Consider the following 23095-nt stretch of genomic DNA (forward strand, 5'->3'; position numbering starts at 1 on the left):
GGTCAGCTCGCGTACACCTCCAGCGCCGCCAGTTGCCCCGCCGGCCAGCCGGTGTTGCCGGTGACGGTGATCCGCAGGTAGCGGGTCTGCGCGGCGGTGAACGTGAGGGTCACCTGGTTGCCGGTGGCCGGGTTGAACGTGCGCCCGGCGGCAGCGACCAGCGTGCCGAAGCTGGTCCCGTCGGCGCTGCCCTGCACCGCGAGGGTCTGCGTCCGGGTCGCCCAGGCCGCCGCCGGCGGCAGTTTGAGCACCACCCGCCCGACGGTGCGCGATGCGCCCAGGTCGACCTGCACCCACTGTGGAAAGGCGCTGTTGACGCTCTCCCAGTAGCTGTTCGGGTCGCCGTCGACCACGTTGCCTGACCCGTAGCTCTGGGTGTGGCTGCTCTCGGCGGTGGGTCGGCCACGGGCGAGGTCCGCGTTGGCCGGCGCGTCCGTGGTGACCGTGACGGCGTTCGACGGCGCGGAGGTGTTGCCCGCGGTGTCCCGCGCCGTGACGGTGAAGCTGTAACCGGTGGTCGGGCTGAGCCCGTTCACGGTCGCCGTGGTGCCCGTGACGGTGGCGACGACCGTGCCGCCCTGGCGCACCTGGTAACCGCTGACCCCGGCGTCGTCGGTGGACGCCGTCCAGGCCAGCGACACGCTGGTCGCCGTCCGGCCGGTCACGGTGAGCCCGGTCGGCGCGGTGGGCGGGGTGTCCGGCGTGCCGGTCGCGGCGTACACCTCGACCTGGGCGAGCTGCCCGGCCGGCCAGCCGGTGTTGCCGCCGATGCTGAGCCGGACGTACCGGGCGGCGGTGGCCGGCAGCGTACGGGTGACGCTGTTGCCGGTCGCCGGGTCGAAGGTGAAGCCGGCGGCCGGGGCGATGGTGCCGAAGGAGTTGCCGTCGACGCTGCCCAGCACGGTGATGGTCTGGGTACGCTCCCCCCAGCCGGCGGGCAGCCGCACCACGAGCCGTCCGACCTGGTGACTGGCGCCGAGGTCGACCTGCCACCACTGCGGGAAGGCGCCGTTGCCGCTCTCCCAGTAGCTGCCGGCGTCGGAGTCCACCGCGTTCGACGCCGGGTACGGGCCGTTCTGGCTGCTCGCCGAGGTGGGTCGGCCGGCGGCCAGGTTTCCACCGGTCGGCGGGGGCCCACCGACCATCGGTGGCGTGGGACGCACCGGGGTGAGGGCGAGCTGCCCCTTGAGCATCCGACCGCCGTCGGCGGTGATCCGCAGGTAGTAGTCGGAGGAGCAAGCCACTCCGTCCTCGTCCAGGGCCCGGATGTTCGCGCCGGCCGGGGTGGTGGCCTGGGTCTCGGACGTCTTGGCGATCTGGTTGCCCTCGTTGTATTCGTCGAACATGGACACGTAGAGCCCCTGCGAGCCGAGTCGGACCATGTTGTAGATGTGCCGCCAGTAGAAGTCGCCGTGGCGGCGATGCCCCCCGGCGAGGTCACCGGGCATCACGCAGGGCTGGTAGTCGATGCCGCGCGCCGCGCAGTCGGCCAGGTCCGGAATGTTGACGTTGTTGTAGTACGAGTCGAGGCCCTCCAGGGTGGTGGTCCGGTAGACCATCCACGGCGAGATCATGTTGAACGCGTGGTAGACGTCGAGAAAGCCGGGGCGGGAGTCCTCGATCCCCTGTCGCCACCAGGTCGGCACCCCACCGATGACGTAACAGCCCTGCGCCTTGAACCAGTTGACGACCTCGAGGCAGGGCGCCGGCGCGAAGGGCCGGCTGGGTTCGCTGAAGCCGAAGCCCCAGATGCAGACGACCGGCTTGCCGTTCTGCCGGGCGTACGCGCTGGACACGGTGTGCGCGGACATCTTCGTCGTCCAGTCGGTCTTCAGCTCCGACTGCATGTTCAGCCAGTCGGTGACGTCGTACATGATGTAGAACTTGCGGCCGTGGCGCTCGGCGGCGGAACGCACCTTCTGCGTCGTCGCGTCGCGGGTCGGCCCCTCGTCGTCGAACGGGTTGAACCGCTGCAACGCGGCGGTGTCACAGCCGTACTCCTGCATCCAGCGGAAGTGGGTGTCCACGGTCTGCTGGTCGTACGAGGAGAAGAGGGTGGCCGGCGACCCGTTGCCGAGGTTGGGGTAGGCGGTGGGGTATGTGTGCGTGTACTCGCGGGTGTCCGGCCAGGACACGATGGTGGTGTTGCCGGGCGAGGGCGGCTGGAACCGGTCGCGGCTCCAGTGCCACCAGCCGCCGATCGGCGCCGAGTCGCCGGGGCAGCTGAACCAGCCCTGGTAGCCGACCGTCACCTTGCCGACCACGTCCCCGGGGGGACTCGCGGCGCGGGCCGGGCCGGTGCCGGTGGCGAGCAGTTCGGTGGTGGAGGCGGCGGCGAGGGCGGACCCTGCCAGCACCGATGTGACGAACCTGCGGCGGGAGACCGCCATGACGACCACTCCTTCGGGACGGAAGGCATTGACGGTCATCGTGGCAGTAGCGGTCGCCAGCCCGCAAGACTTCGACTGATCGATGAAATTGTCCGCCAACGAATCGCAAGTAACTGAGTGCCGAGAAGTTGCGGAACACCAGGAGACGGCGGGGGCCGGAGCCGCGCTGGCTCCGGCCCCCGTTCGGTACGCCCGGGATACCTACGGAGTCGGGTACTGCGTGACGTAGACCGGTGCGCCGACCTTGGTCATGTCGGCCGCGTCACCGACGCCGTTGACCACGTGGTCGATCGTGCCGGCGCTGAGGTTGACGGTCATGATGTGGTGCAGCCGTACCCCCGGAGTGACCGGGACCTCGAAGCCGTTCTCGGTGTGGATCGACGGATTGTTCTGGTTGAAGACGTAGACCCCGCCGCCGTACAGGGTGTGGTGCCGCACCCGGTCACCGACCTTGTAGCCGGCCCAACCCTCGACGGCACCGTGCATCCAGTCGGCCTGCGTCGGCGGGTCGTACGGCAGCTCGTTCTGGTAGAGGATCGTCGTGCCGTGCTCGCCGTTCCAGACGGTGTTGTACCGCTGGAAGTGCTCGACGAACAGGCCGGTCGCGGTCACGTGGTCGCCGTTGATGACCGCGCCGTAGCGACCGGTGTTGGTCCGCCAGCGGTCCGTGTCGCCGTTGACGCCCTCGGTGAAGCCCTCGACGCCGTGGTCGCCGCGCCACACCCAGGTGTGGTCGATGAGCACGTTGTCGCTGTTGACCTCCAGCGCCGTGTTCGTCCGGCCGATGTGCGGGCCGCCGACCCGGAAGTACACGTCGGACAGCGTGGTCGGGTTGCCCGGCGTGCTGACGTTGCGGCCGTGCTGCTGACCCACCCGTAGCAGGACCGGCGACTCGACCCGGCCGGCGTCGATCGTGACGCCGGCGACGACGACACCGGGGACACCGGCGACGTCCAGCGGGATGGCGCCGTTCACCGCGGTGAGCGTGGCGTGCCCGATGCCGAGCACCACCGTGTTGGCGCGCCGGACCTCGATGCTGCGCGCGATGTCGTACGTGCCCGGGGTGAGCAGCAGGTGCTTGCCGCGCGCGAGCTGGCTGTTGATGACGTGCACCGGGTCGGACGGCTTGGCGATGAAGAAGTCACCGATTCCGATGGTCCGCCCCGGCGTCAGGCCGTCGGCCCAGGAGACCCCCCGGCTGTCGTGCTGCGCGGCGGGCACGCGGACGTTGTAGCGGCCCTTGCCGTCGACAAAGAGGTAGGGCTTCTCCCGGCTCAGCGGGGTGGTCTCCAGCGTCGTGTAGGGCGGGTCCGGGAAGGAGGCGTCGTCCGGCGCGCCCTCGACGCCCGCGAAGACCTGGTTCCACACCGCGTTGGACCAGCTGCCGACCTCGCTGTTGCGGGTCAGCCACTGCTGCTGCGAGCCGTTGGTGGTGGCCGGCAGCCGGGAGTCGGCGATGAACCCGCCGCTGGCGTACTGCGGGCCCGCGGTGCAGTAGTCCATCAGGGACAGGCCACCGCCGCTGATGTTCAGGCGGCGCATCGACACCGCCTGGGACACCGCCCAGAAGTTCGCCGAGGACCGGCAGCCGTCCTGGCCGGCCGCGTTGATGGTGAGCGAGAGGTTGGACAGGGTGCGCCAGAAGTTGACCAACGCGAGGCAGTTGCCGGCGCCGCCGTCGGCCAGGCAACGGTTGTACACCTCGATCTTGCCGTTGACGGTGACGTCGGTGGGCGAGGCGCCCAGGCCGGACACCTCGGTGTAGTAGCCGACCTTGGCCTGCAACGGCTGCTCGGCCGTCCCGTAGGTGCCCGGTTTGAACAGGTAGGCGTGCCGCGCGGCGCCCATCTCATTGTCGACCTGCCGGGCGTGCGCCGCGTCCAGCGTCTGCTGGATCTCGCTGACCGGCATACTGGGGTCGAAGATCGTGACGTTGGGCCCGAAGTCCGGGGCGCCGTGCGTCGGCCGGCCGGCGGCAGCGGCGGTGCTGGTCGCCGTGACCGCGGTGATCAGCACGACCGCGAGAAAGAGGGTGCGACCAATTCGCCGGCGCACCCGTCGGGGCTGGGTTGTCATGCGGTTCGTCCTCTCCGTGGCCGGACCGTACCTCCGGCACAGCTGGGGGCGGTGAGAGCGCTCTCTGGGCCCTCCGACCGAAGGTTGAGCCGAGTCGAAGGGATAGGCATGTTTCTACCTGGTAAATCGGCCGCACGCTATGACCACGGACGGCGAACTTCGGTCTGGGCGGGCGAGAATGGACGGTGCAGCGGGGGAGGTGCTGATGCGGATCGACTCATTGCCCTACGTGGACGAGCACGCCACGGTCATCGCGGCGGAGACCGTCGAGGTCTGGCCCCACCTGGCGGACATCGTCGAAGGGTCCTTCTCCCGGCCCGGCATGGCCGGCTACGCGCGCCTGGTGGGTGCCGCCGACCCGGACACATCCGGGCCACGGCCGCTCGCCGAAGGCTCGACGTTCCCCGGCTTCCGGGTGGTCACCGCGATCCCCGGTCGGGAACTGGCTCTGCGCGGCAGCCATCGGTTCTCAACCTACGCGCTGATCTTCCGCCTCGAGCCCATCGGTCGGGGCCGGTCACAGCTGCGGGCCGAGACGCGAGCCGCCTTCCCCGGCCTGGCCGGCGGCCTGTACCGACAACTCCTCCTGAGATCGGGCGGCCATGTGATCGGCATGCGGCGCATGCTCGCGGCGGTCCGCCGCAGAGCCGAATAGGGGGCATCGGCTAGACGTCGTCCAGGAACTCGTCGATCATCGGGGCCAGCCAGCAGGCGCGCTGCGGGATCGACGTGTGGGTGGTGCCGGGCAGGATGGCCAACCGGCAGGCCGGCAGACCGGTCAGGTCGCCGGGCACCGCGCCGCCGAGCAGTCGGAACATCCGCACCGCGTGCTCGGGCTGGACGATGTCCGCGTCGGCCAGCACGATCATGGTCGGCGCGGCCAGCTCGGCGATCCGCTCCGGGGCCCACTGCGGCAGGTTCGCGTCCAGCACCGTCATCTTCGTGACCAGATTGGCCCAGCCCGCCGGGTCCGGCGCAGTCCGCAGGTACTCCTCGTGGAACTCCGAGCCGTGCAGGTGCTCCGGTCGCAGGTCCTGGATCCCGTCGAGCAGCCCGGGATGCAGGCCCGCGTCGTCGAAACTCACCGAGGCGAGCACCAACCGGCCGACCCGGGCCGCGTGGTCGGTGCCCAGGCGCAGGGCCACCGCCGCGCCCATGCTCCAGCCGAACACGTCCGCCCGCGCGATGCCGAGCCGGTCCAGCAACTCGACCACGTCGGCGGCGAAGTGCTCCACGGTCAGCGGACGGTCGACATCCGGCGTGTGACCGTGTGCCTGCAACTCGACCGCGATCACCCGCCGGGTCTTCGCCAGGAGCGGCAGGATCGCGCCGAACGAGGTGCCGATGCCGGAGAGCGCACCGTGGATCAGCACCAGCGGGCGGCCATCGCCGCTGCCGTGCTCTTCGTGGTGGATGTCCATGCCCACACGATGCGCCGGAGCGCTTACGGTCGGCTTCAGGTGGCCTTACCGCGGCTAGGGCCTAGGATGACCGCCGTGCAGTTCGGGGTGCTCGGACCACTCGCCGTCACCACGGACGCCGGCGAGCCGGTGGTGGTGCCCGGCACCAAGGTCCGGGCGCTGCTGGCCGACCTGCTGACCAACCGCAACCAGGTGGTTTCGGCGGACCGCCTCATCGACGACCTGTGGGGCGACGACGCGCCCGCCAATCCCGCTGGCGCCCTCCAGGTGCGGGTGTCGCAGTTGCGCAAGGCGCTCAACGACGCCGAGCCGGGTGCCCGCGAGATGATCGAGTCCCGGCCGCCCGGGTACCTGCTGCGGGCCGGCGCGGTCGACGCCGACCGGTTCGCCGAACTGGCCCGGTGCACCGACGTCGAGCGGCTGACCGAGGCCCTCGCGCTCTGGCGCGGCGAGGCGTACGCCGACATGGCCGACGCCGGGTTCGTCCACGCGGAGGCGACCCGGCTCGCGGAGCAGCGCCTCACCGTGCACGAGCGGCTGGCCGAGGCTCGGGTGCTCCGGGGCGAGCACCTCCTCGTCGCGGCCGATCTGGCGGAGCTGGTCGCCCGGCACCCGCTGCGCGAGGGCCTGCGAGCGGTGCAGCTCCGCGCCCTGTACGCGGCCGGCCGCCAGTCCGAAGCGCTGGACAGCTACGCCGAGCTGCGCGACCGGCTCGCCGACGAGCTGGGTCTCGACCCCGGGCCGGAGCTGGTCGCCCTGCACCGCAGGATCCTCGAACAGGACGCCGGTCTCAGCCCGCCACCGAAGGCCGCGATCATCCGCAACAGCCTGCCGGCGCAGCTGGACGAGCTGGTCGGGCGGGCCGAGGCGCTGGCCGAGCTGCGGGCCCTGCTGCCGCGGCAGCGGCTGGTCACGCTGGTCGGCCCGGGCGGCGTCGGCAAGACCCGGCTGGCCACCGAGGCGGCCCGTACACAGGCCCTTCCGGACGGTGTGCACCTGGTCGAGCTGGCGCCGCTGCCCGCCGGTGACCCACGCATCGCCGAGCAGATACTGGGCGCGCTGGACACCCGCGAGACCGCCGGTACGAGCCTGTCCCCCGCCGACCGGCTCACCGCCGCGCTGCGACACCGACACCTGCTGCTGGTGCTGGACAACTGCGAACACGTGATCGAGCCGGTCGCCGACCTGGTGGCCCGGGTCCTGCGCGACGCGCCCGAGGTGAGCGTGCTCGCCACCAGCCGGGAGCCGCTCGGCCTCACCGGGGAACTGCTCTGGGAGGTACCCCCGCTGTCCGTGCCGGAGGACGGCGACCTGGATGCGGTCCGGCGCTCGGCGGCGGCCCGGTTGTTCGCCGCCCGCGCCACCGCGCAGCAGCGCGGCTTCCGCCTCGACGACCGGACCGCTCCCGCGGTGGCCCAGCTCTGCCGCCGCCTTGACGGCCTGCCACTGGCGCTGGAATTGGCGGCGACCCGGGTCCGCGCGCTCGGTGTGCACGGCGTGGTGGACCGGCTGGACGACCGGTTCCGGCTGCTCACCACCCAGCAACGGGACGTGCCGCCGCGACAGCGGACGCTCACCGCGGTGATCGGCTGGAGCTGGGACCTGCTCGACGAGGGCGAACGGGCGGTGCTCGCCGGGCTCGCGGTGTTCAATGACGGCTGCACCCCGGAGGCCGCCGAGCGGGTCTGCCACACCGATCTGGACACGCTGGCCCGGCTGGTGGACCGGTCGCTGGTGGTGCTCGACGACGCCGGCGTCGTGCCGCGCTACCGGCTGCTCGAATCGGTCGCCGCGTTCTGCCTGGACCGCCTGACCGACGCCGACGAGGTACGCGCGCGGCACGCCGCGTACTACACCGAGCTGGCCGAACGCGCCGACCCGCAGCTGCGCGGCGCCGACCAGCAACGGTGGCTGGCGCTGCTCGACGCGGAGGCGGCGAACCTGCGATCGGCGCTGGCCCACGGCGGCGGGCTGCGACTGGCGATCGCGTTGAGCTGGTACTGGTATCTGCGCGGCCGGCTCACCGAGGCGCGGCGGGCGCTGGCGGTGCCGGGTGACCCGACGCAGGAGTCCCGCGCCGCGCCCTGGCGCGTCGGTTTCGCGCTGGTGCAGGGCGACCCGATCGACCCGGCCGGTGTCCGCGCCGCGCTGGCCGGTGACCCGGACGGCCGCGGTGCCTGGTTCGCGGCCCACGCGGTGCTCGGCCACAGCGACCTGGCCCTGGCGTCGGAGCTGCTACCCGCTGCCTCCGCCGATCCGTGGACCGAGGCCGCGGTGCTCAGCTCCCGGGCGATGATCGCGCACGCCAACGGGGACCAGGTCACGCTGGAGTACACCGCAACCCGTAGCGCCGCGCTGTTCGCGGACCTCGGTGACCGGTGGGGCCGGCTCCAGGCGACCGAGTGGGTGGGTGGGCTGGCTGACATGCGCGGTGAGCACGAGCGCGCCGCCACCCTGCACCAGGAGGGGCTGCGCTGGGCCGAGGAGCTGGCGCTGTGGCCGCAGGTGTGCGCCGAGCTGTCGTGGCTGGCCTGGCTCGCGGTGCAGACCCGCGACTACGCGCAGGGCCGGGAGCTGGCCGAGCGCGCGTACCAGCTGGCGGTGGAGCAGGCCATGCCCAGTGCGCTGGTCTTCGCGGAGATGAGCCTCGGGCTGGCCGCCCGCCGCGACGGCAAGCTCGACGTGGCCGTCGCCCACCTCACGCACCTCGCCGAGCAGGGTCGCGCGGAGATCCAGCCCGCGCTCTACCTGCCGATGATCCTGGTCGAGCTGGGCTACGCGGTCGAGCAGGCCGGTGACCCGGATGCGGCGCTGGCCCTGCACATCGAGGCGTTCGAGGCCGCCGAGGCGATAGGGACCTCACGGGACGCGGTCACCCCGCTGGAGGGGATGGCGTCGGCGGTGCGCTCCCCCGAGGTCGCCGCCCGACTCCTGGGCGCGGCGGCGGCCGCCCGGGTCGCCGCGCAGGCCCCGGCCGCCCCGGCGGAACGCGACGACACCGACCGGGTGAGCGTCCGCGTTCTGGCCGCCCTGGGGCGGGAACGCTTCGACGCGCTGGTCGCCGAGGGCGCGAAGCTGAGCCCGGGCCAGGCCCGGGCTCAGCTCTGATCAGTGGTCAGCTGGCCGTCTTCGGCCGGTACGAGGCGATGATCACGCCGTTCTTGTGCACCCGGGTGTCGATCAGCTCGAACGACGCCTTGACGTCCGTCAGCGGCGTCGTCAGGCTCGGGCCGCCCTCCAGCACGGGGTGGATCCAGAACCGGACCTCGTCCACCAGGCCCGCCCGGACCAGCTGCGCGGTGACCGAGCCGTACCCGTACTGGATGATGTCCTTGCCCTCCTGGGCCTTGAGCTTGGTGACCGCCTCGACCAGGTCGCCCTGGAGCACCTCCGTGTTGTTCCAGGTGGGGTTGGTCAGGGTGGTCGAGGCGACGTACTTCTTGACGTTGTTGAAGTACGCCGCGCCGGTGCTCGGGTCGTTCTCGTCCATGCTCGGCCAGGCGACGGACATGCCGTCGTAGGTGGCCCGGCCCATCAGCATCGCGTCCGCGGCGTTGGTCTGTTCGCCGGCGAGGCTGGCGGCCTCCTCTTCGAAGTACGGCGAGGTCCACATGGGGTTCTCGATGACGCCGTCGAGGGTGATGTAGGTCGAGTTGATGAGCTTGCGCATCGGGGGTCTCCTGGTTGTCGGCGGTGCTCTCGGTGACACCCAGAACTCTGTCGGGTCCCGCTTACGATTCGCTTCAGGTGCCCTTACCCGCGTCCGTAACCGTGTCGGTCCAGGAAGCGCGTCGGTCAGATCGGCTGCTCCGGGTCGGTCAGCGGGATGGGCAGCGCCTGCGCGTCCGCCGTGCCGCCACCGATGGAGTGCGCCGGCGGGGGGCGGTCGCCGGTCCGGCTGTGCAGCCGACCCCGCCCCGCCGGCCCGGCGCGCCGGGTCACCTCGCAGGTCACCATCCGCACCGGCGGTGGCGGCGCGGTGAAACGGCCGACGCCCCAGCGCACCCAGATCGGGATGCGGCCGGCGGCCGCCTCCGCCCGCAGCTTCTGCACCGTCCGCGCCCGGTCGGTGTGGTCGACCTCCACGACCACCGGCGGGCCGCCGGGGCGGGCGCACGCCACGTCGAGGACCGAGTGTCGCTGCTCCAGCGGCGGTGGCAACGGCAGGACACTGGGTGCCCGCCGGTAGACCCGCCAGCCCTGAGCCTCGGCCCACCCCACCACCGAGTCGATCACCCGTGCGGTGACCTCGTCGGCGTCCAGGTCGACGAAGGTCAGGTCGTCCAGCCAGCGGCCCAGGTCGGCGGCCAGCCGCTCACCCTCCGCCGTGACCTCCACCGGCGCAGGATAACGCCTTCGCCGCCGCTGGTCGCAGTCGCGGCGCGGGCCCAGCTCCCGGTCGGAGCTGGGCCCGAACGTCGTCATCTCATGTTGGCGACCACGAACGGCGCGTGGCCGTGCAGGTAGTTGTTCCACCCGCCGGTCACCGGCGCGCCGGCGCTGAGCAGGTTGGTGGTGTCGGTGCCGACGTCGAGCTTCCACGCGGTCCAGGAGATGCCGTTCGCCTTCATCCAGTCCACCCAGGTCTGCGCCTCGGGAAGGCAGGCCCGGCCGTCGAGGCCTCCGTCGGCGTGACTGGCACCCCACTCGGTGACGAACAGCGCCAGACCGGCCCGGATCGCCGCGTCGCCCTTCGCGCGCAGCGACGCGCCGTGGGTGCACGAGTAGAAGTGCAGCGTGTACATCAGGTTGGTGCCGGCGACCGGGCTGGCCGCTGCCGCATCCACATCCTGCGACCACGTCGGGGTGCCCAGCACGACGATGTTGTCCGGGTCGGCGGCGCGGATCGCGGCCACCACAGCCTGGTGGTACGGCTTGATGACGCCCGTCCAGCTCACCTGGAGCGGCTCGTTCCACGGCTCCCAGATGACGTTGGGCAGGTTGCCGTAGCGGCGCGCCAGGTCGGCGAAGAACGCGACCGCCTCGGACTGATTGTGCTGCGCCTCGTGCGCGTGCCAGTCGACAATCACGTACACGCCGGCGCTGACGGCGTTGTTGATGATCGTCTCGACCTGCGTACGGGCCTTGACCGGGTCACTCAGGTACGCGCCCGCCGGCTCCACGCCCATCGCCGCGCGGATCACCTGGAGGTTCCAGTTGTCCCGCATCCAGGTCAGCGCGGACAGGTTCTCGGCGTAGGGGGCCGTCTCCCAGTTGAGCCACATGCTGCTGATGCCGCGCAGCTGCACCCGCGCGCCGTTCCTGTCGCACATTCCGGTGCCGCAGACCCGCAGCTGCCCGTACCGCTCGACGGGGGTGCCGGGGGTCGGCGGCGGAACGGTCGGGGTGGGCGTCGGTGTGGGCGTCGGGGTCGTCGGGGTGGGCGTCGGGGCCGGCCCGCCCGCGCAGGACGCGCCGTTCACCGTGCAGTTGACCGGGGTGCCGGAGCCGGCGACGAGGAAGCCGAACGAGGTCGAGGCGCCGGCGGCGAGGGTCCCGTTCCAGGAGAGGTTGATGAACGTGTAGTGGCCACCGGCGGTGGCCTGCTGCGCGTTCCACGACTGGCTGATGCTCGACCCGGACGGCAGGTCGAACTCGACCCGCCAACTGGTGATCTGTGCGGAGGTGTTGTTGGTGACGGTGACCTGGCCCTGATAGCCGCTGCCCCAGTTGTTCGTCACGGAGAACACGGCGGTCGCCGCGCTGGCCGGTGTGGCGGTGATCGCCACCGCACCGGCGAGCAGGCCGGCGACGGCCAGGGCCGTGACAAGTCTCAGTGTGCGCATGCTGAACCCGCTTCGGTCGATCGACTGTGATGGCCTGAGGCGGGGCGGCGCCTGGGCGCACAGTATCGATCAATGACGATGCATGGCAAGGCGGGGCGAGCGGATTCCCGCTGGCCGGGAGGTCAGCGCCGCCGCCATCCCCAGCGGCGCGAGGCGGTCGCGCCCGACGCCGACCTCTCCCGGGCCACCATCTCGGCCGCCACACGCAGGGCCTGGGCGGGCTGCGCGCCGGCCGGCCCCAGCAGCTCCACCAGCCGATTGCCGAGGCCCAGCACCATCGCGGCGCGGTCGAAATCCCGGATCAGCGCCAGGCACTGCGCGTACACCCCGTACGTGTTGGCCATCTCCCACAGGCTCAGCGGGCGGAGCGGATCGAGCAGCCCCTGACGCAGCTCGCAGGCCCGGGACGCGGCCAGCGCCGCCTCCCGGACGGAGTCGTCCGAGGCGGGTCGCGTGACCGACCGGTGCAGCAGGGCGACGGCCTGGTTGTGGTAGGCGGTGCCCATCGCCTCCCTGGTCCGGGGGCCGGCGGCCGGCGGCGATGCGACGGTGCGCAGACCCACGGACACGGCCCGCTCCACCAGCTCCAGCCGGGTGACGGGCTGACCGGCGGCGAACGCGACCTCCGCCAGGTCGACCAGTGCGGTGATCAGCTCCGCGAGCGCCTCGTCCCGCGCCGGAGCGGTCACGTCGCCACCCTCGGCCGTCACCGCGTCATGCACCCGCTCGAAGAGGGCGACCGCCGCACCGCCGGGCGCCATCCCGTCCGCGGCCCTGCCATGAGCGGACAGCAGCATCCCACGCCGCCACAGCGCCCGGGCCAGCTGCTGCTGGTCGCGACGGTCGACCCGGCCCGAGCCCTGCGCGGCCTGCCGGTAGGCGTCGATCACCCGCACCCAGAGTCGGTCCGCCTCCGCCCAGGTGTCCTGCCGCGTCGACGCCTCCCGCGCCCCTTCGAACAGCCGTTCCCGCTCGTCCGGTCCCATCTCCCGCACCGCCCTCCGCGCTGGCCACCAGCGACACCGCCGACAAAGGCAGTGAACACCATCGATTCTATGGTGGTCGCGGCGCGGAGCCGCCGGCACAGCTCACTGGGTCGCGGTGACGATGCAGCGGCGCATCGGCGTCAACGCCTCGACCGGACCCTCGACGGTGACGCCGCCCGGCTCACCGGTCAGGTTCCGGCCCCACGCCCAGCGCAGCATCGCCGCCGGCGGGCCGGTCACCGTCACGTCGGCGGCGTCGGCCACGCCGTCGGTCACGCGGAACAGCCCCGGCTCGGTACGCACCGTCCACGCCGCGCCATCGGTACGGATCGCGCACGTCCAGCTCGGCGAATCGGCCAGGATCTTGTTGAAGTCGTCGGCCCACTCGGCCGCCGAATACTCCACGAACACCTTGAGCAGCTCGTCGACGCCGTCGACGGCGAGGTCGTCCGGGACGGGCGCGACCGGGACACCGACGCCCAACTCGGCGTCGATGCGGTGGATGACGGTCTCCTGCGCCATCCGCCGTATCCAGAAGCCCACGGTCTGGCCCGGCGCGTACCAGGAGCCGGCCGGGTCCTTCGGGTCGTGGGCCGCGAACTCGGCCAGCAACCCGGCGTACGTCCGGTCGAGCAACGCCAGCGGCTCCTCGCTCGCCAGCTCCGCCGGCGGCCAGGGCTCGGGCTCGGCGCCGTCGCGGATGGCCAGGGTCTTGTGGAGATAGACCTCGCCAACGTGGCGGGTCAGGTCGGCGACACTCCAGCCGGGGCAGCTGGGCACCGCTGCCCTGAGGTTGGTCGGTGCGACAGCCCGCAACCGGGCGAAGTCGTCCCCGAGGCAGTCGAGGAATCGGGAGAGCTCCATGCGGACAGTCGACCACAGGTCGACGGTCGCCGGGGGTGCCGCAACGCGTTCGCCGAACGCCGGAGCCCGCCGTAGCGTGGGGCGCATGAGAACCACCACGCTGGGCAGTACGGGTCCCGAGGTCGGCGTCATCGGGCTCGGGTGCATGGGCATGAGCCACGGATACGACATCACCGGCCCCCGCGACGACGAGACGTCGATCTCGGTCATCCATCAGGCGCTCGACCTGGGAGCCACCCTGATCGACACGTCGGACGTGTACGGGCCGTACACCAATGAGGAGCTGGTCGGCCGGGCCCTGGCCGGCGGCCACCGGGAGCAGGCGGTCCTGGCGACCAAGGTGGGGCTGGTGGTCACGTCCCCGACCGGCGGCCCCGGCAACTCGCCGGTCCTCGGCAACAACGGGCGCCCCGAGCACATCCGCGCGGCGATCGACGACAGCCTGCGCCGGCTCGGCACCGACCACGTCGACCTCTACCAGCTGCACCGGGTCGACCCCGAGGTGCCCATCGAGGAGTCCTGGGGCGCGATGGCGGAGGTCATCGCGGCGGGCAAGGCGCGGCAGATCGGTCTGTCCGAGGTGACGGTGGCCCAGATCGTGCGGGCCCAGGCGGTGCACCCGGTGGCGTCGGTGCAGTCCGAGCTGTCACTGTGGACCCGCGACCCGTTGACCGAGGTGCTGCCGTACTGCGCCGAGCAGGGCATCGCCTTCCTGCCGTTCTCCCCGCTGGGCCGGGGCTTCCTCGCCGGCCGGTTCACCTCGTTCGACGATCTGCCCACCGACGACTTCCGGCGTGGCCTGCCGCGCTTCCAGCAGGACGCGCTGCGCGCCAACCTCGCCATCGTCGGCCGGGTCCGCGAGATCGCCGACCGGGCCGCCGTCAGCCCCGCACAGGTCGCGCTCGCGTGGGTGGTCGCCCAGGGTGACCAGGTCATTCCGATCCCCGGCACCAAGACCCCGAAGTACCTGGTGGACAACTGCGCGGCGGGCGACGTGCGGCTCAGCGCCGAGAATCTGGCCGACCTCGACGCCCTGCCCGCGCCCGAGGGCGGTCGCTACTGACGCTCGACGCACCACCGCGACCGGCCCGGCGACCCGTACCAGCGGGTCAGCCGGGCCGGCGCACGGTGACCGGCGGACCGAAGCGCACCCCGACCCCGGGGGAATACAGCACGCTGACCGGCGGCCCGGTCGGCGCCGGCAGCCCCGCGGCGGCGATCAGCTCGTCGTCCAGGTGCAGCAGCTCGGCACGGTGCAGCGGCCAGCGCGGGTGCCAGTTCGGCAGGTGCCGCGTGCGCCCGTACGCCCGGGTGTGCAGCCCCCAGCGGGCGGTGACGAAGTGCTCCAGCGGGGTCGGGTCGGCGATCCGCTCCCCCACCCGGACCACCATGCGGCTCGTCGCGCCGGCCGGGCCCGGCCAGCGACGCCGGCACCGGTAGGTGAGCCGGTCGCCGTCGCGGTCCAACCGCATCGACGACCAGAGGTACGGCAGCCGCAGCGTCGCACGGGCGACGAGCACCGGCACCAGCCGGGACGCGTCGAGCGACCGGAACACCACGGCGCGCCGGCCGGTGCCGTCGACCGAGTAGAGCCGGACGTTGGTCTCCCAGAAGGTGCCGAAGTAGGGCACCCCCGGCCCGCGGCCGAGGCCCAGCCCGACCATCCGGAAGCCGATCAGCCCGACGTGACTGACCCCGTCCAGGGTGTCCGGGCGGGTCCCGGCCGGCAGCAGCGGCGCGACGAGGTCCGGTGCGACAGGCCAGTGCAGGAAGGTCAGATCCTGCCAACGCTGCCGCAGCATCGCCCAGGGGAACGCGCGCCGGGGCGCGGCGTCGACGGGCTCGATGTCCACACCCCCATCCTGCCCCGGCTCACGCGTGCGGACCGACCTGCACCGGGCCGATGGTCAGCGATGCTGTTCCTTCCAGGACCTGACCGACCCGCTCGACCTGCTCCTCCAACGCCCGCCGCCGACCGGCGCCGAGTGCCATCAACGGCTCGACCGTCACGTGGATCGTGCGACCGCAGCGACGCTGGTGCCACACCCCGGCGACCGTTCCGTCGACCAGCAGCACCGGGTAGTTGCCGGCCTGCCCACGGGCCAGCGCCCGGTCGGCGGCAGCCCCGGGGAAGAGCAGGTCACGCGGGTGGCAGCCGACCGTATACGCGTCGAAGTAGGGCAGCAGGCGCACCCCCGACGGCCCGTCGTCCGGGAAGTCGGTGTCGCCGGCCGCCACCCACGCCCGCGTGCCCTCCACCGTGACGGGTGCCAGGTCCAGCGACTCGAACAGCGTCGCCGCCCAGGTCGCGGGTACCGACAGCCACCGGGCGAACTGCGCCGGGGTGGCCGGCCCGTACGCGTACAGGTAGCTCCGGACGAGGGCGGCCAGCGCGGCCGTGCCGTCCATCGGCGCGAACCCGGGCAGCCAGCGGGTTGGGCTGGTGTGGGTGGTGGAGCGGCCCCGGTTCGGGCCGAAGCAGATCACGCCGCCCCGGGTGGCGGCCGTCATCGCGGAGATCCAGCGCGGCCATTTGTCCTGGAACGCGTCCATGACCCGCTCGCCGGCCCAGGGGCCGGTGCGGGCGACCACCTGCTCCGTCAGCTCGTCGGTGGTCAGCTCGGCCTCGGCCAGCGCGTCCGCGAGGGCCGCGAGGACCTGCTCGGTCTGCGCCGGGGTCAGCAGGTCGCGGCCCTGCTCCCACGACGGGACCGGCAGCGCGGAGAGCGCGCCCGTCCACATCGGCAGGTCGGCGGTGGCGAGCAGGTGCACGGTGCCGCGCGGCCCGCGGCTCTTGACCAGGATCCGGTCCGTCCACAGCGCCTGGCGCACCAGCGCACGGGTGGCGCCCGGGACCCGCAGCCCGACGGACAGTTCGGCGGCGGAGGCGACCTGGGCGTGCGCGCCGCACATCGCGGACACCACGGCGGCGACGGTGTCGGCCTCCGGGGCGGAACCCGTCGCGGTCGGCGCGGAGAGCCCGTGCCGGTCCATGCGCCGGGCGCACACCTGACCCCAGCTCAGGTTGATCACCGCAGGCTCCCGAAGAACGCGCGGATGTCCGCCGCGTGCGCCAGCGGCTCATCCATCGCCACGAAGTGGCTACCCGGGTTGCCCTCCGGCCAGTGGACGATCGCGTTGTCCCGCTCGGCGAGGCGCCGCATCAGCGCGGACCCTCCGCCGTACACGCCGGACGGCACCCGCCGCTGCCCCTTCGGCCAGGCGAAACCGCCGTCGTCCGCGATCGTGACGCGCTCGTACATCGGCCACGAGGACGATCCCGACGTGCCGGTGAACCAGTACAGGCTCACGTTGGTGAGCAGGTGGTCCCGGTCGATGGCCTGCTCCGGCGTCGGCACCGTCATGGTGAACTCCTTGAACTTGTGCATCATCCAGGCCAGCAGCCCGACCGGCGAGTCGTTCCAGGCGTACGAGAGGGTCATCGGCGCGGCCCGCAGCAGCGCGTGATGGTCCACGCCGCCGCTCATCCACTGCTGCATCTGCTCCCACTCGGCGCGTTCCGCCTCGGTCATGCCCGGCACGTCGGCGGCGGTCGGGAAGCCGAACCCTCCGTCGATGTGTACGCCCACCACCTGCTCGGGCGCCACGGTCGCCACCTCCGGCGCGACGTACGCGCCGAGGTCGCCGCCCTGGGTGCCGTACCGGTCGTAGCCGAGGCGACGCATCAGCTCGGCCCACATCCGGGCGACCCGGTTGACCGTGAACCCGGCCGGTGGCGCCTGCGAGAAGCCGTAGCCGGGCACCGACGGCACCACCACGTGAAGGGCCTGCCCGGGGTCCCCACCGTGGGCGCGCGGATTGGTCAGCGGGCCGATCAACTCGGTGAACTCGACCACCGAGTTCGGCCAGCCGTGCGTCAGCAGCAACGGCAGCGCGTCCGGCTCCGGCGAGCGTACGTGCAGCAGGTGCACCTCCAGCCCGTCGATCTCGGTGACGAACTGCGGGAACTCGTTCAACCGCGCCTCGTGCAGCCGCCAGTCGTAGCCGGTCGCCCAGTGGTCGGCCATCTCGCGCAGGTAGTCCACCGGCACTCCGCGCGTCCAGTCGGCGCCGGGCAACGAGCGGGGCCACCGGGTCCGCGAGAGCCGGTCACGCAGGTCGTCGAGCTCCGATTGCGGGATGTCGATGCGAAATGGCGTCATGTCGGCCACGCTACGACCTATATAGGTCAGGTCCTGTCACACATCGCTGGCATTCTGGAGCCATGTCCGACACCCCCGCCCGGCTGCTGAATCTGCTCTCTCTGCTGCAGACCCCGCGCGAGTGGCCCGGCAACGAGCTGGCCACCCGGCTCGGCGTCAGCCTGCGCACCGTCCGCCGGGACGTGGAACGGCTGCGCGACCTGGGCTATCCGGTGCGGGCGACGATGGGCGCGATCGGCGGATACCGCCTCGTCGCCGGCAAGGCGATGCCGCCGCTGCTGTTGGACGACGAGGAGGCGGTGGCGATCGCGGTCGGTCTTCGTACCGCCGCCGGTCATGCGGTGGCCGGGATCGAGGAGGCCTCGGTGCGAGCGCTGGCGAAGCTGGAACAGGTGCTGCCCGCCCGGCTGCGCCACCGGCTCGGCGCGCTGGGTGCCGCCACCGAACCGCTGCTCACCTGGGGCGGGCCGACGGTCGACCCCGAGCAGCTGACCGCGCTGGCCGCCGCCGTCACCAACCGCGAGCAGCTCCGGTTCACCTACCGGCGGCGCGACGGCGCGGCCGGCGAGCGGCTGGTCGAGCCCTACAAGCTGGTGTCGGCGGGCCGCCGGTGGTATCTGGTGGGATACGACAACGACCGGGGCGACTGGCGGATCTTCCGGGTGGACCGGATGGGCGAGCTGCGATCCACCCGGACCCGTGTCGCACCTCGTTCGCTGCCGGCCCCCGACGCAGCGGCGTTCGTGACGGAGAAGCTGCTCGAACTGACCCCGGTCTACCGGGCGGTGGTGACCCTGCACGCACCGGTGGAGCGGATGACCGGCCCGCTCGGTGGCGCCTCGGTCGACCTGGAGCCGATCGACGCCACCTCCTGCCGGTTGCGCAGTCACGCCGACACCCTGGAGTGGCTGGCGTGGCGCCTGCTGACCCTCGGCTGCGATTTCGAGGTGCACGAGCCGCCGGAGCTGATCGCGTACCTCCGCGAGATCGGCGCGCGGGCCACCCGGGCTGCCGGCCCGACAACCGGGTAGGCAGCGCGGGCGGTGGCACGACCGCCCGGCCTAGGCTCGAACGGCCGATGGCGTGGCCGAAACGACTGAAAGGCCACATAGTGGGGGGAAGCGGGCGTGACGCGTGGTGACGCGGAGCTGGTCCTGCTCGCGCAGGCGGGCGACGCGGCGGCGCTCGGTGTGCTGCTGGCCCGGCACGAGGCAGAGATGCGGGCGGTCGCGCTGAGCCTGCTCGGCTACGGTCCGGACGCCGAGGACGCGGTCCAGGACGCGATGGTGGTGGCGTTGCGCCGCATCGGCGAGGTTCGCGACCCGGCCTCGATCGGCCCGTGGCTGCGGGCCATCGTCCGTAACAACAGTCGGACGACCCTGCGCCGGCCCCGGCCCGTCCCGGTCGCCGAACCCGAGTGGTTCGCGCAGCCGGCCACCACCCCCACCCCCGAGGAGGCGCTGGACCGGGGCGCGCTGCGTGACTGGGTGTGGCACGCCATCGGGGCGCTGTCCGAGCCCGACCGGCTGGTGACCCTGCTGCGGTACTTCAGCGACGCCTCCTCGTACGAGCAGATCGCCGCCGTCTGCGGCGTGCCGGTCGGCACCGTCCGCAGCCGGCTCAGCCACGCCCGCCGCGCCCTCGCCGGCGGCCTGCGGGCGTCGGCGGCCGCGGCGCACGTCGACGTCACCGCGTCCAGCGACGCCCGGTGGCGCGAGGGCCGCGACATGATCACGACGGCGATGCGCGGTGACTTCGACCGGGTGGTGCGCGAGAGCTGGTGGCCGGACGCGGAGATGCTCGCGCCGGGTGGCCTGCGCGGCGGCACCGACCTGGCGGTCCAGGGCATGACGAAGGACCTGACGAACGGGGTACGACAGCGGCTGCGCAACGTCGTGGCCAGCGGTGACGTGCTGATCTGGGAAACCGACCTGATCAGCCCGCCCGACGACCCGGAGCACTGCCCGCCCGGGGCGCTGTGGATGCAGGTGCTGCGCGAGGGCCGGGTACGCCAACTCACCCTCTTCCACCCCGTCCCCGCGCTGGTCTGAAAAAACTTTCCCGACCGAGCGAACTTTCCCCTCGGCCCGCGCATCTGGTCCGCGTCATGCACCAGTTGCCGTGTCGGCGGACGCCGCGCGGGTCTCGGATCGGGAGATAGTTCATGGGTTCCACCCGCCACGACGTCAGCGCCCTCACACCCGGTGCCCACACGTTCACCGTCGACGGCGTTCGGCAGGTCTACCACGTCGCCGGCGCCGGCCCGGTGTGCGTGGCGCACTCCGGCGGCCCGGGCATCGAGTGGACGTACCTGCGGACGCCCAGCCTTGAGGCGCACTTCACCATGGTCTACGTCGAGCCGGTGGGCACGGGCGCGTCGGGACAGCTCGACAACCCCGACGATTACCGTCTCGACACGTATGTCCGGTTCCTGCACGCCGTCGTCGAGCACCTCGGCGAACCCAGGGTCTACCTCCTCGGGCACTCGCACGGCGGTTTCGTCGCCCAGCGGTACGCGCTCACCCACCAGGACCGGATCGCCGGCCTCGCACTGTACGACACCTCACCCGTCACCGGCGCCGAGTTCTGGGCCGAGGCCATGGCCAGCCTCGCCGCCTACCCGCAGCGGCACCCGGACCGGCCGGAGGCGACGGCGGTCCCGGCCGCCTTCGCGCAGATCGGCGGCGCGACGGACGACGAGTCGTTGGGGGCCGCGCTGCGCGCCGCCCTGCCGGTGTACTTCGCGGACTTCTGGGGTCGACGGGACGAGTTCGCCCCGTTTCAGACGGCCGTCCGGATCTGGTCGACGCCGGCCGACGCGCAGGACCCCACGCCCTTCGACGTGCGGGACAACCTCGGTGAGATCACCGTGCCCGTCGTGGTGATCGTCGGGACGTACGACTTCATCTGCGGCCCCCGCTGGGCCGAGCAGCTGCACGCGGGGCTTCCGGACTCGCGGCTGGTGACGCTGGAGCGAAGCGGGCACTTCGCGCACATCGAGCAGCCGGTGGAGTTCACCGACGCCGTGGCGGAGCTGCTGAAGCGGTGACCCACCCCGGCACAGCGCGTCCCGAGGTCGTTCGTCACAGCGGGCAGGCCTCGGCGTACAGGCGCGTTGCACGGTCATAGGCTGAGCACTTTGCTGCACCGTGACAAAGAGGAGACCGCCGTGAGCCAGACCGAACGGATGGATTCCGTCGACGAGTGGAACGTGGCCGAGGACGACGGGGTCCTGGACGCCTCCGACACCCTCGACGACGACCGGGTCGGCGACCCCCTCGACACCGGCATCATCGCCGAGGACCACTGGACGGCGGCGAACCGGTTCGGCACCACGCCGGCCGAGGAGCGGGCGGGCGAGTCTCTGGCGCAGCTCCTCGCCGAGGAGGAACCGGACACCGACCCGTACGCGGAGAGCGTCGACGACGAGGATGAGCTGACCCGGCGGGGATACGAGCGCGAGGCGCGGGCGGGGCGGCTCGTCGCCGACGACGAGGGGCTCAGCGAGGACGACGAGGCCGAGTCGGTGGCGTGGGACGTCGGGATCGATGGAGGCGCCGCCAGCGCCGAGGAGGCTGCGATCCACCTGGTCGAGGACCCGAACGGGCCCGGGGACGGCCCGCTTCGCTGAACGCCGCGCCGCCGCGCTCGGCACCACGAGGGGTGCCGAGCGCGGCGAGCGGGTCGCTCAGTGGATGACGACGGGGGCCTTGGCCAGCTCACCCTGGTCGTCGAGCGGCTGCGCCGGCTTCCGCCGGCGTGGCAGCAGGGCAGCCGGGATGAAGGTGAGCAGCACCAGCGCGAACGCCACCCAGAACGTGGTGGCGAACGACTTGGCGGCGAAGTCGAGCCCGCGCTCGATGAGCGACGGGTCCACCGGCGTCTGCTGGAGCAGCTCCGGCCGCTGCTGGGCGGCGATGGCCAGCCCGGCCTCGGTGACCGGCTTGCCGCTCGGGTCGACCAGGCCGGGGATCGGCCGGGAGCCGTTCAGCTCGTTGGTGAGGATCACCGACATCACCGCGGCGCCGATCGACCCGCCGATCTGCTGGAGGATGTTGACCAGCGTGGAGCCGCGCGCCACGTCGTGGGCCTGCAACGTCCGCAGCGCCGACGTCATGATCGGCATCATCGTGCCGCCCATGCCCAGGCCCATCACGAACAAGGACCCGCCGAGCAGCCAGTACGAGGTCTGCGGGTCGACCTGGGTGAAGCTGAAGAACCCGACGACGATGAGCGCCAGCGCGAACGGGACCGTGCGACCGATGGGCACCCGGTCGGCCAGCGTGCCGGCGATCGGCATGGTGATCATCGCGCCGATGCCCTGCGGCGCCATCAGCAGACCGGCGGCCAGCGTCGACTCGCCGCGCACCTGAAGGAAGTAGCTCGGGAACAGCAGGCCGGCGCCCATGAACGCGATGATGAACACGAACAGCGTCACCGAGGCGATGGTCAGGTTGCGGTTGGTGAACAGCCGCAGGTCGAGCAGCGGGTGCCGAGGCTTGAAGGAGTAGAGCACGAACGCCACCACCAGCGCGGCGCCGACCAGCATTGGCGCCCACACCTTGGTCTCGGCGAAGGTGCCCGTCTCCGGCAGTGACGAGACGCCGTAGAGGAACAGCGCGAGCCCCGGTGAGAGCATCAGCATGCCGATGAAGTCGAACGACTCCGACGGCTCGGGCGCGTCCTTCGGAAGCGCCATCTGCGCGTAGACCAGCGCGACCACGCCGATCGGCAGGTTGATCAGGAAGATCCAGTGCCAGCTCGCGGTGTCGATCAGCCAGCCACCCAGGATCGGGCCGCCGATCGGCCCGAGCAGCATCGGGACGCCGAGGACCGCCATCAACCGGCCGATCCGGTGCGGACCGGCGGCCCGGGTCATGATGGTCATGCCCAGCGGCATGAGCATGCCGCCGCCGAGGCCCTGCAGGACGCGGTAACCGATGAGCTCGCCGATCGTGTCGGCCGTGGCGCAGAGCCCGGACCCGATCGTGAACAGGGCCAGCGCCACCATGTAGAGGCGTTTGGTGCCGAACCGGTCGGCTGCCCACCCGCTCAGCGGGATCACCGTGGCCAGGGCGAGGGTGTAGGCGGTCATCGTCCACGCGACACGGGCGTAGGACGCGTCGAACTCGCTCTGGAACGTCGGCAGCGCGACGCTGACCACCGTCACGTCGAGGATCGACATGATCGCGCCGAGGACGACGACGCCCGCCACCTTGAGCACCGCGGCGTCGAGTTTGTCCGATGTCGCGACAGATTGCTGGGTCACAAACTCTCCTGAAGTCGGTTGAACCGGCGAATGGTGGGCGGTGGCGGCGGTGCCGCGCCTACCAGGCGCAGGACGCGACGTACCGAGGCGACGACGCGCGCAGGCAGACTATCTGTCCCCTGTGACGGTCCGCCGCCGGA

19 protein-coding genes are annotated in these 23095 nt (G+C 72.2%); 7 read left to right on the plus strand and 12 right to left on the minus strand.

Going from position 1 to position 23095, the window contains the following annotated elements; all coding sequences use genetic code 11:
- Nucleotides 1-2: 2 nt before the first annotated feature.
- Nucleotides 3-2390 carry a discoidin domain-containing protein gene (locus ABZU69_RS01485; protein ID WP_354962451.1) on the minus strand — a complete coding sequence of 796 codons (2388 nt, stop codon included), beginning with the start codon at nucleotides 2388-2390 and terminating at the stop codon, nucleotides 3-5.
- Nucleotides 2391-2591: 201 nt separating this feature from the next.
- Complete coding sequence (locus tag ABZU69_RS01490) at nucleotides 2592-4466, minus strand: adenylyl cyclase (RefSeq protein WP_354962452.1); 1875 nt, start codon at nucleotides 4464-4466, stop codon at nucleotides 2592-2594.
- A 205-nt stretch (nucleotides 4467-4671) separates the two neighbouring features.
- Between ABZU69_RS01490 and ABZU69_RS01495 the strand changes: the two genes are divergently transcribed.
- The gene (locus ABZU69_RS01495) at nucleotides 4672-5121 is read left to right on the plus strand and encodes a hypothetical protein (RefSeq protein ID WP_354962453.1); all 450 of its coding nucleotides are present in this window, start codon (nucleotides 4672-4674) and stop codon (nucleotides 5119-5121) included.
- Between the two features lie 10 nt (nucleotides 5122-5131).
- Here ABZU69_RS01495 and ABZU69_RS01500 read toward each other — a convergent pair whose 3' ends face one another.
- The gene (locus ABZU69_RS01500) at nucleotides 5132-5887 is read right to left on the minus strand and encodes an alpha/beta fold hydrolase (RefSeq protein ID WP_354962454.1); all 756 of its coding nucleotides are present in this window, start codon (nucleotides 5885-5887) and stop codon (nucleotides 5132-5134) included.
- Between the two features lie 66 nt (nucleotides 5888-5953).
- Here ABZU69_RS01500 and ABZU69_RS01505 point away from each other — a divergent pair, with 66 nt between their 5' ends.
- Nucleotides 5954-8995 (plus strand): BTAD domain-containing putative transcriptional regulator, encoded by a 3042-nt coding sequence (locus ABZU69_RS01505; protein ID WP_354962455.1) that lies wholly within the window; start codon nucleotides 5954-5956, stop codon nucleotides 8993-8995.
- Between the two features lie 7 nt (nucleotides 8996-9002).
- Here ABZU69_RS01505 and ABZU69_RS01510 read toward each other — a convergent pair whose 3' ends face one another.
- The 5 genes from ABZU69_RS01510 to ABZU69_RS01530 all read right to left on the minus strand — a co-directional run bounded on the left by ABZU69_RS01510 (nucleotide 9003) and on the right by ABZU69_RS01530 (nucleotide 13523).
- On the minus strand, nucleotides 9003-9557 hold the full coding sequence (locus ABZU69_RS01510; RefSeq protein WP_354962456.1) for a dihydrofolate reductase family protein: 555 nt from the start codon (nucleotides 9555-9557) through the stop codon (nucleotides 9003-9005).
- A gap of 125 nt (nucleotides 9558-9682) precedes the next feature.
- Nucleotides 9683-10225, minus strand: a complete 543-nt coding sequence (locus ABZU69_RS01515; RefSeq protein WP_354962457.1) for a hypothetical protein — start codon at nucleotides 10223-10225, stop codon at nucleotides 9683-9685.
- A gap of 83 nt (nucleotides 10226-10308) precedes the next feature.
- Nucleotides 10309-11673, minus strand: a complete 1365-nt coding sequence (locus tag ABZU69_RS01520) for a cellulase family glycosylhydrolase (RefSeq protein ID WP_354962458.1) — start codon at nucleotides 11671-11673, stop codon at nucleotides 10309-10311.
- A 122-nt stretch (nucleotides 11674-11795) separates the two neighbouring features.
- Nucleotides 11796-12659: a hypothetical protein gene (locus tag ABZU69_RS01525; RefSeq protein ID WP_354962459.1), complete on the minus strand. Its 864-nt coding sequence runs from the start codon at nucleotides 12657-12659 to the stop codon at nucleotides 11796-11798.
- Nucleotides 12660-12761: 102 nt separating this feature from the next.
- The gene (locus tag ABZU69_RS01530; RefSeq protein WP_354962460.1) at nucleotides 12762-13523 is read right to left on the minus strand and encodes a maleylpyruvate isomerase family mycothiol-dependent enzyme; all 762 of its coding nucleotides are present in this window, start codon (nucleotides 13521-13523) and stop codon (nucleotides 12762-12764) included.
- An 85-nt stretch (nucleotides 13524-13608) separates the two neighbouring features.
- Between ABZU69_RS01530 and ABZU69_RS01535 the strand changes: the two genes are divergently transcribed.
- Nucleotides 13609-14586, plus strand: coding sequence for an aldo/keto reductase (locus ABZU69_RS01535; RefSeq protein ID WP_354962461.1), 978 nt, complete (start codon nucleotides 13609-13611; stop codon nucleotides 14584-14586).
- A gap of 46 nt (nucleotides 14587-14632) precedes the next feature.
- Here the strand turns inward: ABZU69_RS01535 and ABZU69_RS01540 are convergent, their stop codons facing one another.
- From ABZU69_RS01540 to ABZU69_RS01550, 3 genes are read right to left on the minus strand one after another with little or no spacing between them, the layout of a single operon-like run.
- On the minus strand, nucleotides 14633-15376 hold the full coding sequence (locus tag ABZU69_RS01540) for a DUF2071 domain-containing protein (protein ID WP_354962462.1): 744 nt from the start codon (nucleotides 15374-15376) through the stop codon (nucleotides 14633-14635).
- A gap of 19 nt (nucleotides 15377-15395) precedes the next feature.
- A complete protein-coding gene (locus ABZU69_RS01545; protein WP_354962463.1) occupies nucleotides 15396-16556 on the minus strand; it encodes a winged helix DNA-binding domain-containing protein in 1161 nt (386 codons plus the stop codon).
- A complete protein-coding gene (locus tag ABZU69_RS01550) occupies nucleotides 16553-17686 on the minus strand; it encodes an epoxide hydrolase (protein ID WP_354962464.1) in 1134 nt (377 codons plus the stop codon). Before ABZU69_RS01550 ends, ABZU69_RS01545 begins: the two co-directional genes overlap by 4 nt.
- Nucleotides 17687-17748: 62 nt before the next feature.
- Between ABZU69_RS01550 and ABZU69_RS01555 the strand changes: the two genes are divergently transcribed.
- The 4 genes from ABZU69_RS01555 (at nucleotide 17749) to ABZU69_RS01570 (ending at nucleotide 21317) form a co-directional block, all read left to right on the plus strand.
- On the plus strand, nucleotides 17749-18717 hold the full coding sequence (locus ABZU69_RS01555) for a YafY family protein (protein ID WP_354962465.1): 969 nt from the start codon (nucleotides 17749-17751) through the stop codon (nucleotides 18715-18717).
- 96 nt (nucleotides 18718-18813) lie between these two features.
- Entirely contained in the window at nucleotides 18814-19737 is a 924-nt protein-coding gene (locus ABZU69_RS01560) for a sigma-70 family RNA polymerase sigma factor (RefSeq protein WP_354962466.1), read from the plus strand.
- Between the two features lie 113 nt (nucleotides 19738-19850).
- A complete protein-coding gene (locus ABZU69_RS01565) occupies nucleotides 19851-20735 on the plus strand; it encodes an alpha/beta hydrolase (RefSeq protein ID WP_354962467.1) in 885 nt (294 codons plus the stop codon).
- 120 nt (nucleotides 20736-20855) lie between these two features.
- Nucleotides 20856-21317 (plus strand): DUF5709 domain-containing protein, encoded by a 462-nt coding sequence (locus ABZU69_RS01570; RefSeq protein WP_354962468.1) that lies wholly within the window; start codon nucleotides 20856-20858, stop codon nucleotides 21315-21317.
- A 57-nt stretch (nucleotides 21318-21374) separates the two neighbouring features.
- Here the strand turns inward: ABZU69_RS01570 and ABZU69_RS01575 are convergent, their stop codons facing one another.
- Nucleotides 21375-22955, minus strand: a complete 1581-nt coding sequence (locus ABZU69_RS01575; protein ID WP_354962469.1) for a DHA2 family efflux MFS transporter permease subunit — start codon at nucleotides 22953-22955, stop codon at nucleotides 21375-21377.
- Nucleotides 22956-23095: the final 140 nt, after the last annotated feature.

The sequence above is a fragment of the Micromonospora sp. NPDC005206 genome, from assembly GCF_040608175.1.
Lineage (GTDB): Bacteria > Actinomycetota > Actinomycetes > Mycobacteriales > Micromonosporaceae > Micromonospora.

Bases quoted from the DNA above. Each gene is read 5' to 3' on its own strand.
- ABZU69_RS01485 (WP_354962451.1), bottom strand. From the start codon at position 2,390: ATGGCGGTCTCCCGCCGCAGGTTCGTCACATCGGTGCTGGCAGGGTCC.
- ABZU69_RS01520 (WP_354962458.1), bottom strand. From the start codon at position 11,673: ATGCGCACACTGAGACTTGTCACGGCCCTGGCCGTCGCCGGCCTGCTC.
- ABZU69_RS01565 (WP_354962467.1), top strand. From the start codon at position 19,851: ATGGGTTCCACCCGCCACGACGTCAGCGCCCTCACACCCGGTGCCCAC.
- ABZU69_RS01495 (WP_354962453.1), top strand. From the start codon at position 4,672: ATGCGGATCGACTCATTGCCCTACGTGGACGAGCACGCCACGGTCATC.
- ABZU69_RS01555 (WP_354962465.1), top strand. From the start codon at position 17,749: ATGTCCGACACCCCCGCCCGGCTGCTGAATCTGCTCTCTCTGCTGCAG.
- ABZU69_RS01530 (WP_354962460.1), bottom strand. From the start codon at position 13,523: ATGGAGCTCTCCCGATTCCTCGACTGCCTCGGGGACGACTTCGCCCGG.
- ABZU69_RS01535 (WP_354962461.1), top strand. From the start codon at position 13,609: ATGAGAACCACCACGCTGGGCAGTACGGGTCCCGAGGTCGGCGTCATC.
- ABZU69_RS01510 (WP_354962456.1), bottom strand. From the start codon at position 9,557: ATGCGCAAGCTCATCAACTCGACCTACATCACCCTCGACGGCGTCATC.
- ABZU69_RS01490 (WP_354962452.1), bottom strand. From the start codon at position 4,466: ATGACAACCCAGCCCCGACGGGTGCGCCGGCGAATTGGTCGCACCCTC.
- ABZU69_RS01500 (WP_354962454.1), bottom strand. From the start codon at position 5,887: ATGGACATCCACCACGAAGAGCACGGCAGCGGCGATGGCCGCCCGCTG.
- ABZU69_RS01525 (WP_354962459.1), bottom strand. From the start codon at position 12,659: ATGGGACCGGACGAGCGGGAACGGCTGTTCGAAGGGGCGCGGGAGGCG.
- ABZU69_RS01505 (WP_354962455.1), top strand. From the start codon at position 5,954: ATGACCGCCGTGCAGTTCGGGGTGCTCGGACCACTCGCCGTCACCACG.
- ABZU69_RS01550 (WP_354962464.1), bottom strand. From the start codon at position 17,686: ATGACGCCATTTCGCATCGACATCCCGCAATCGGAGCTCGACGACCTG.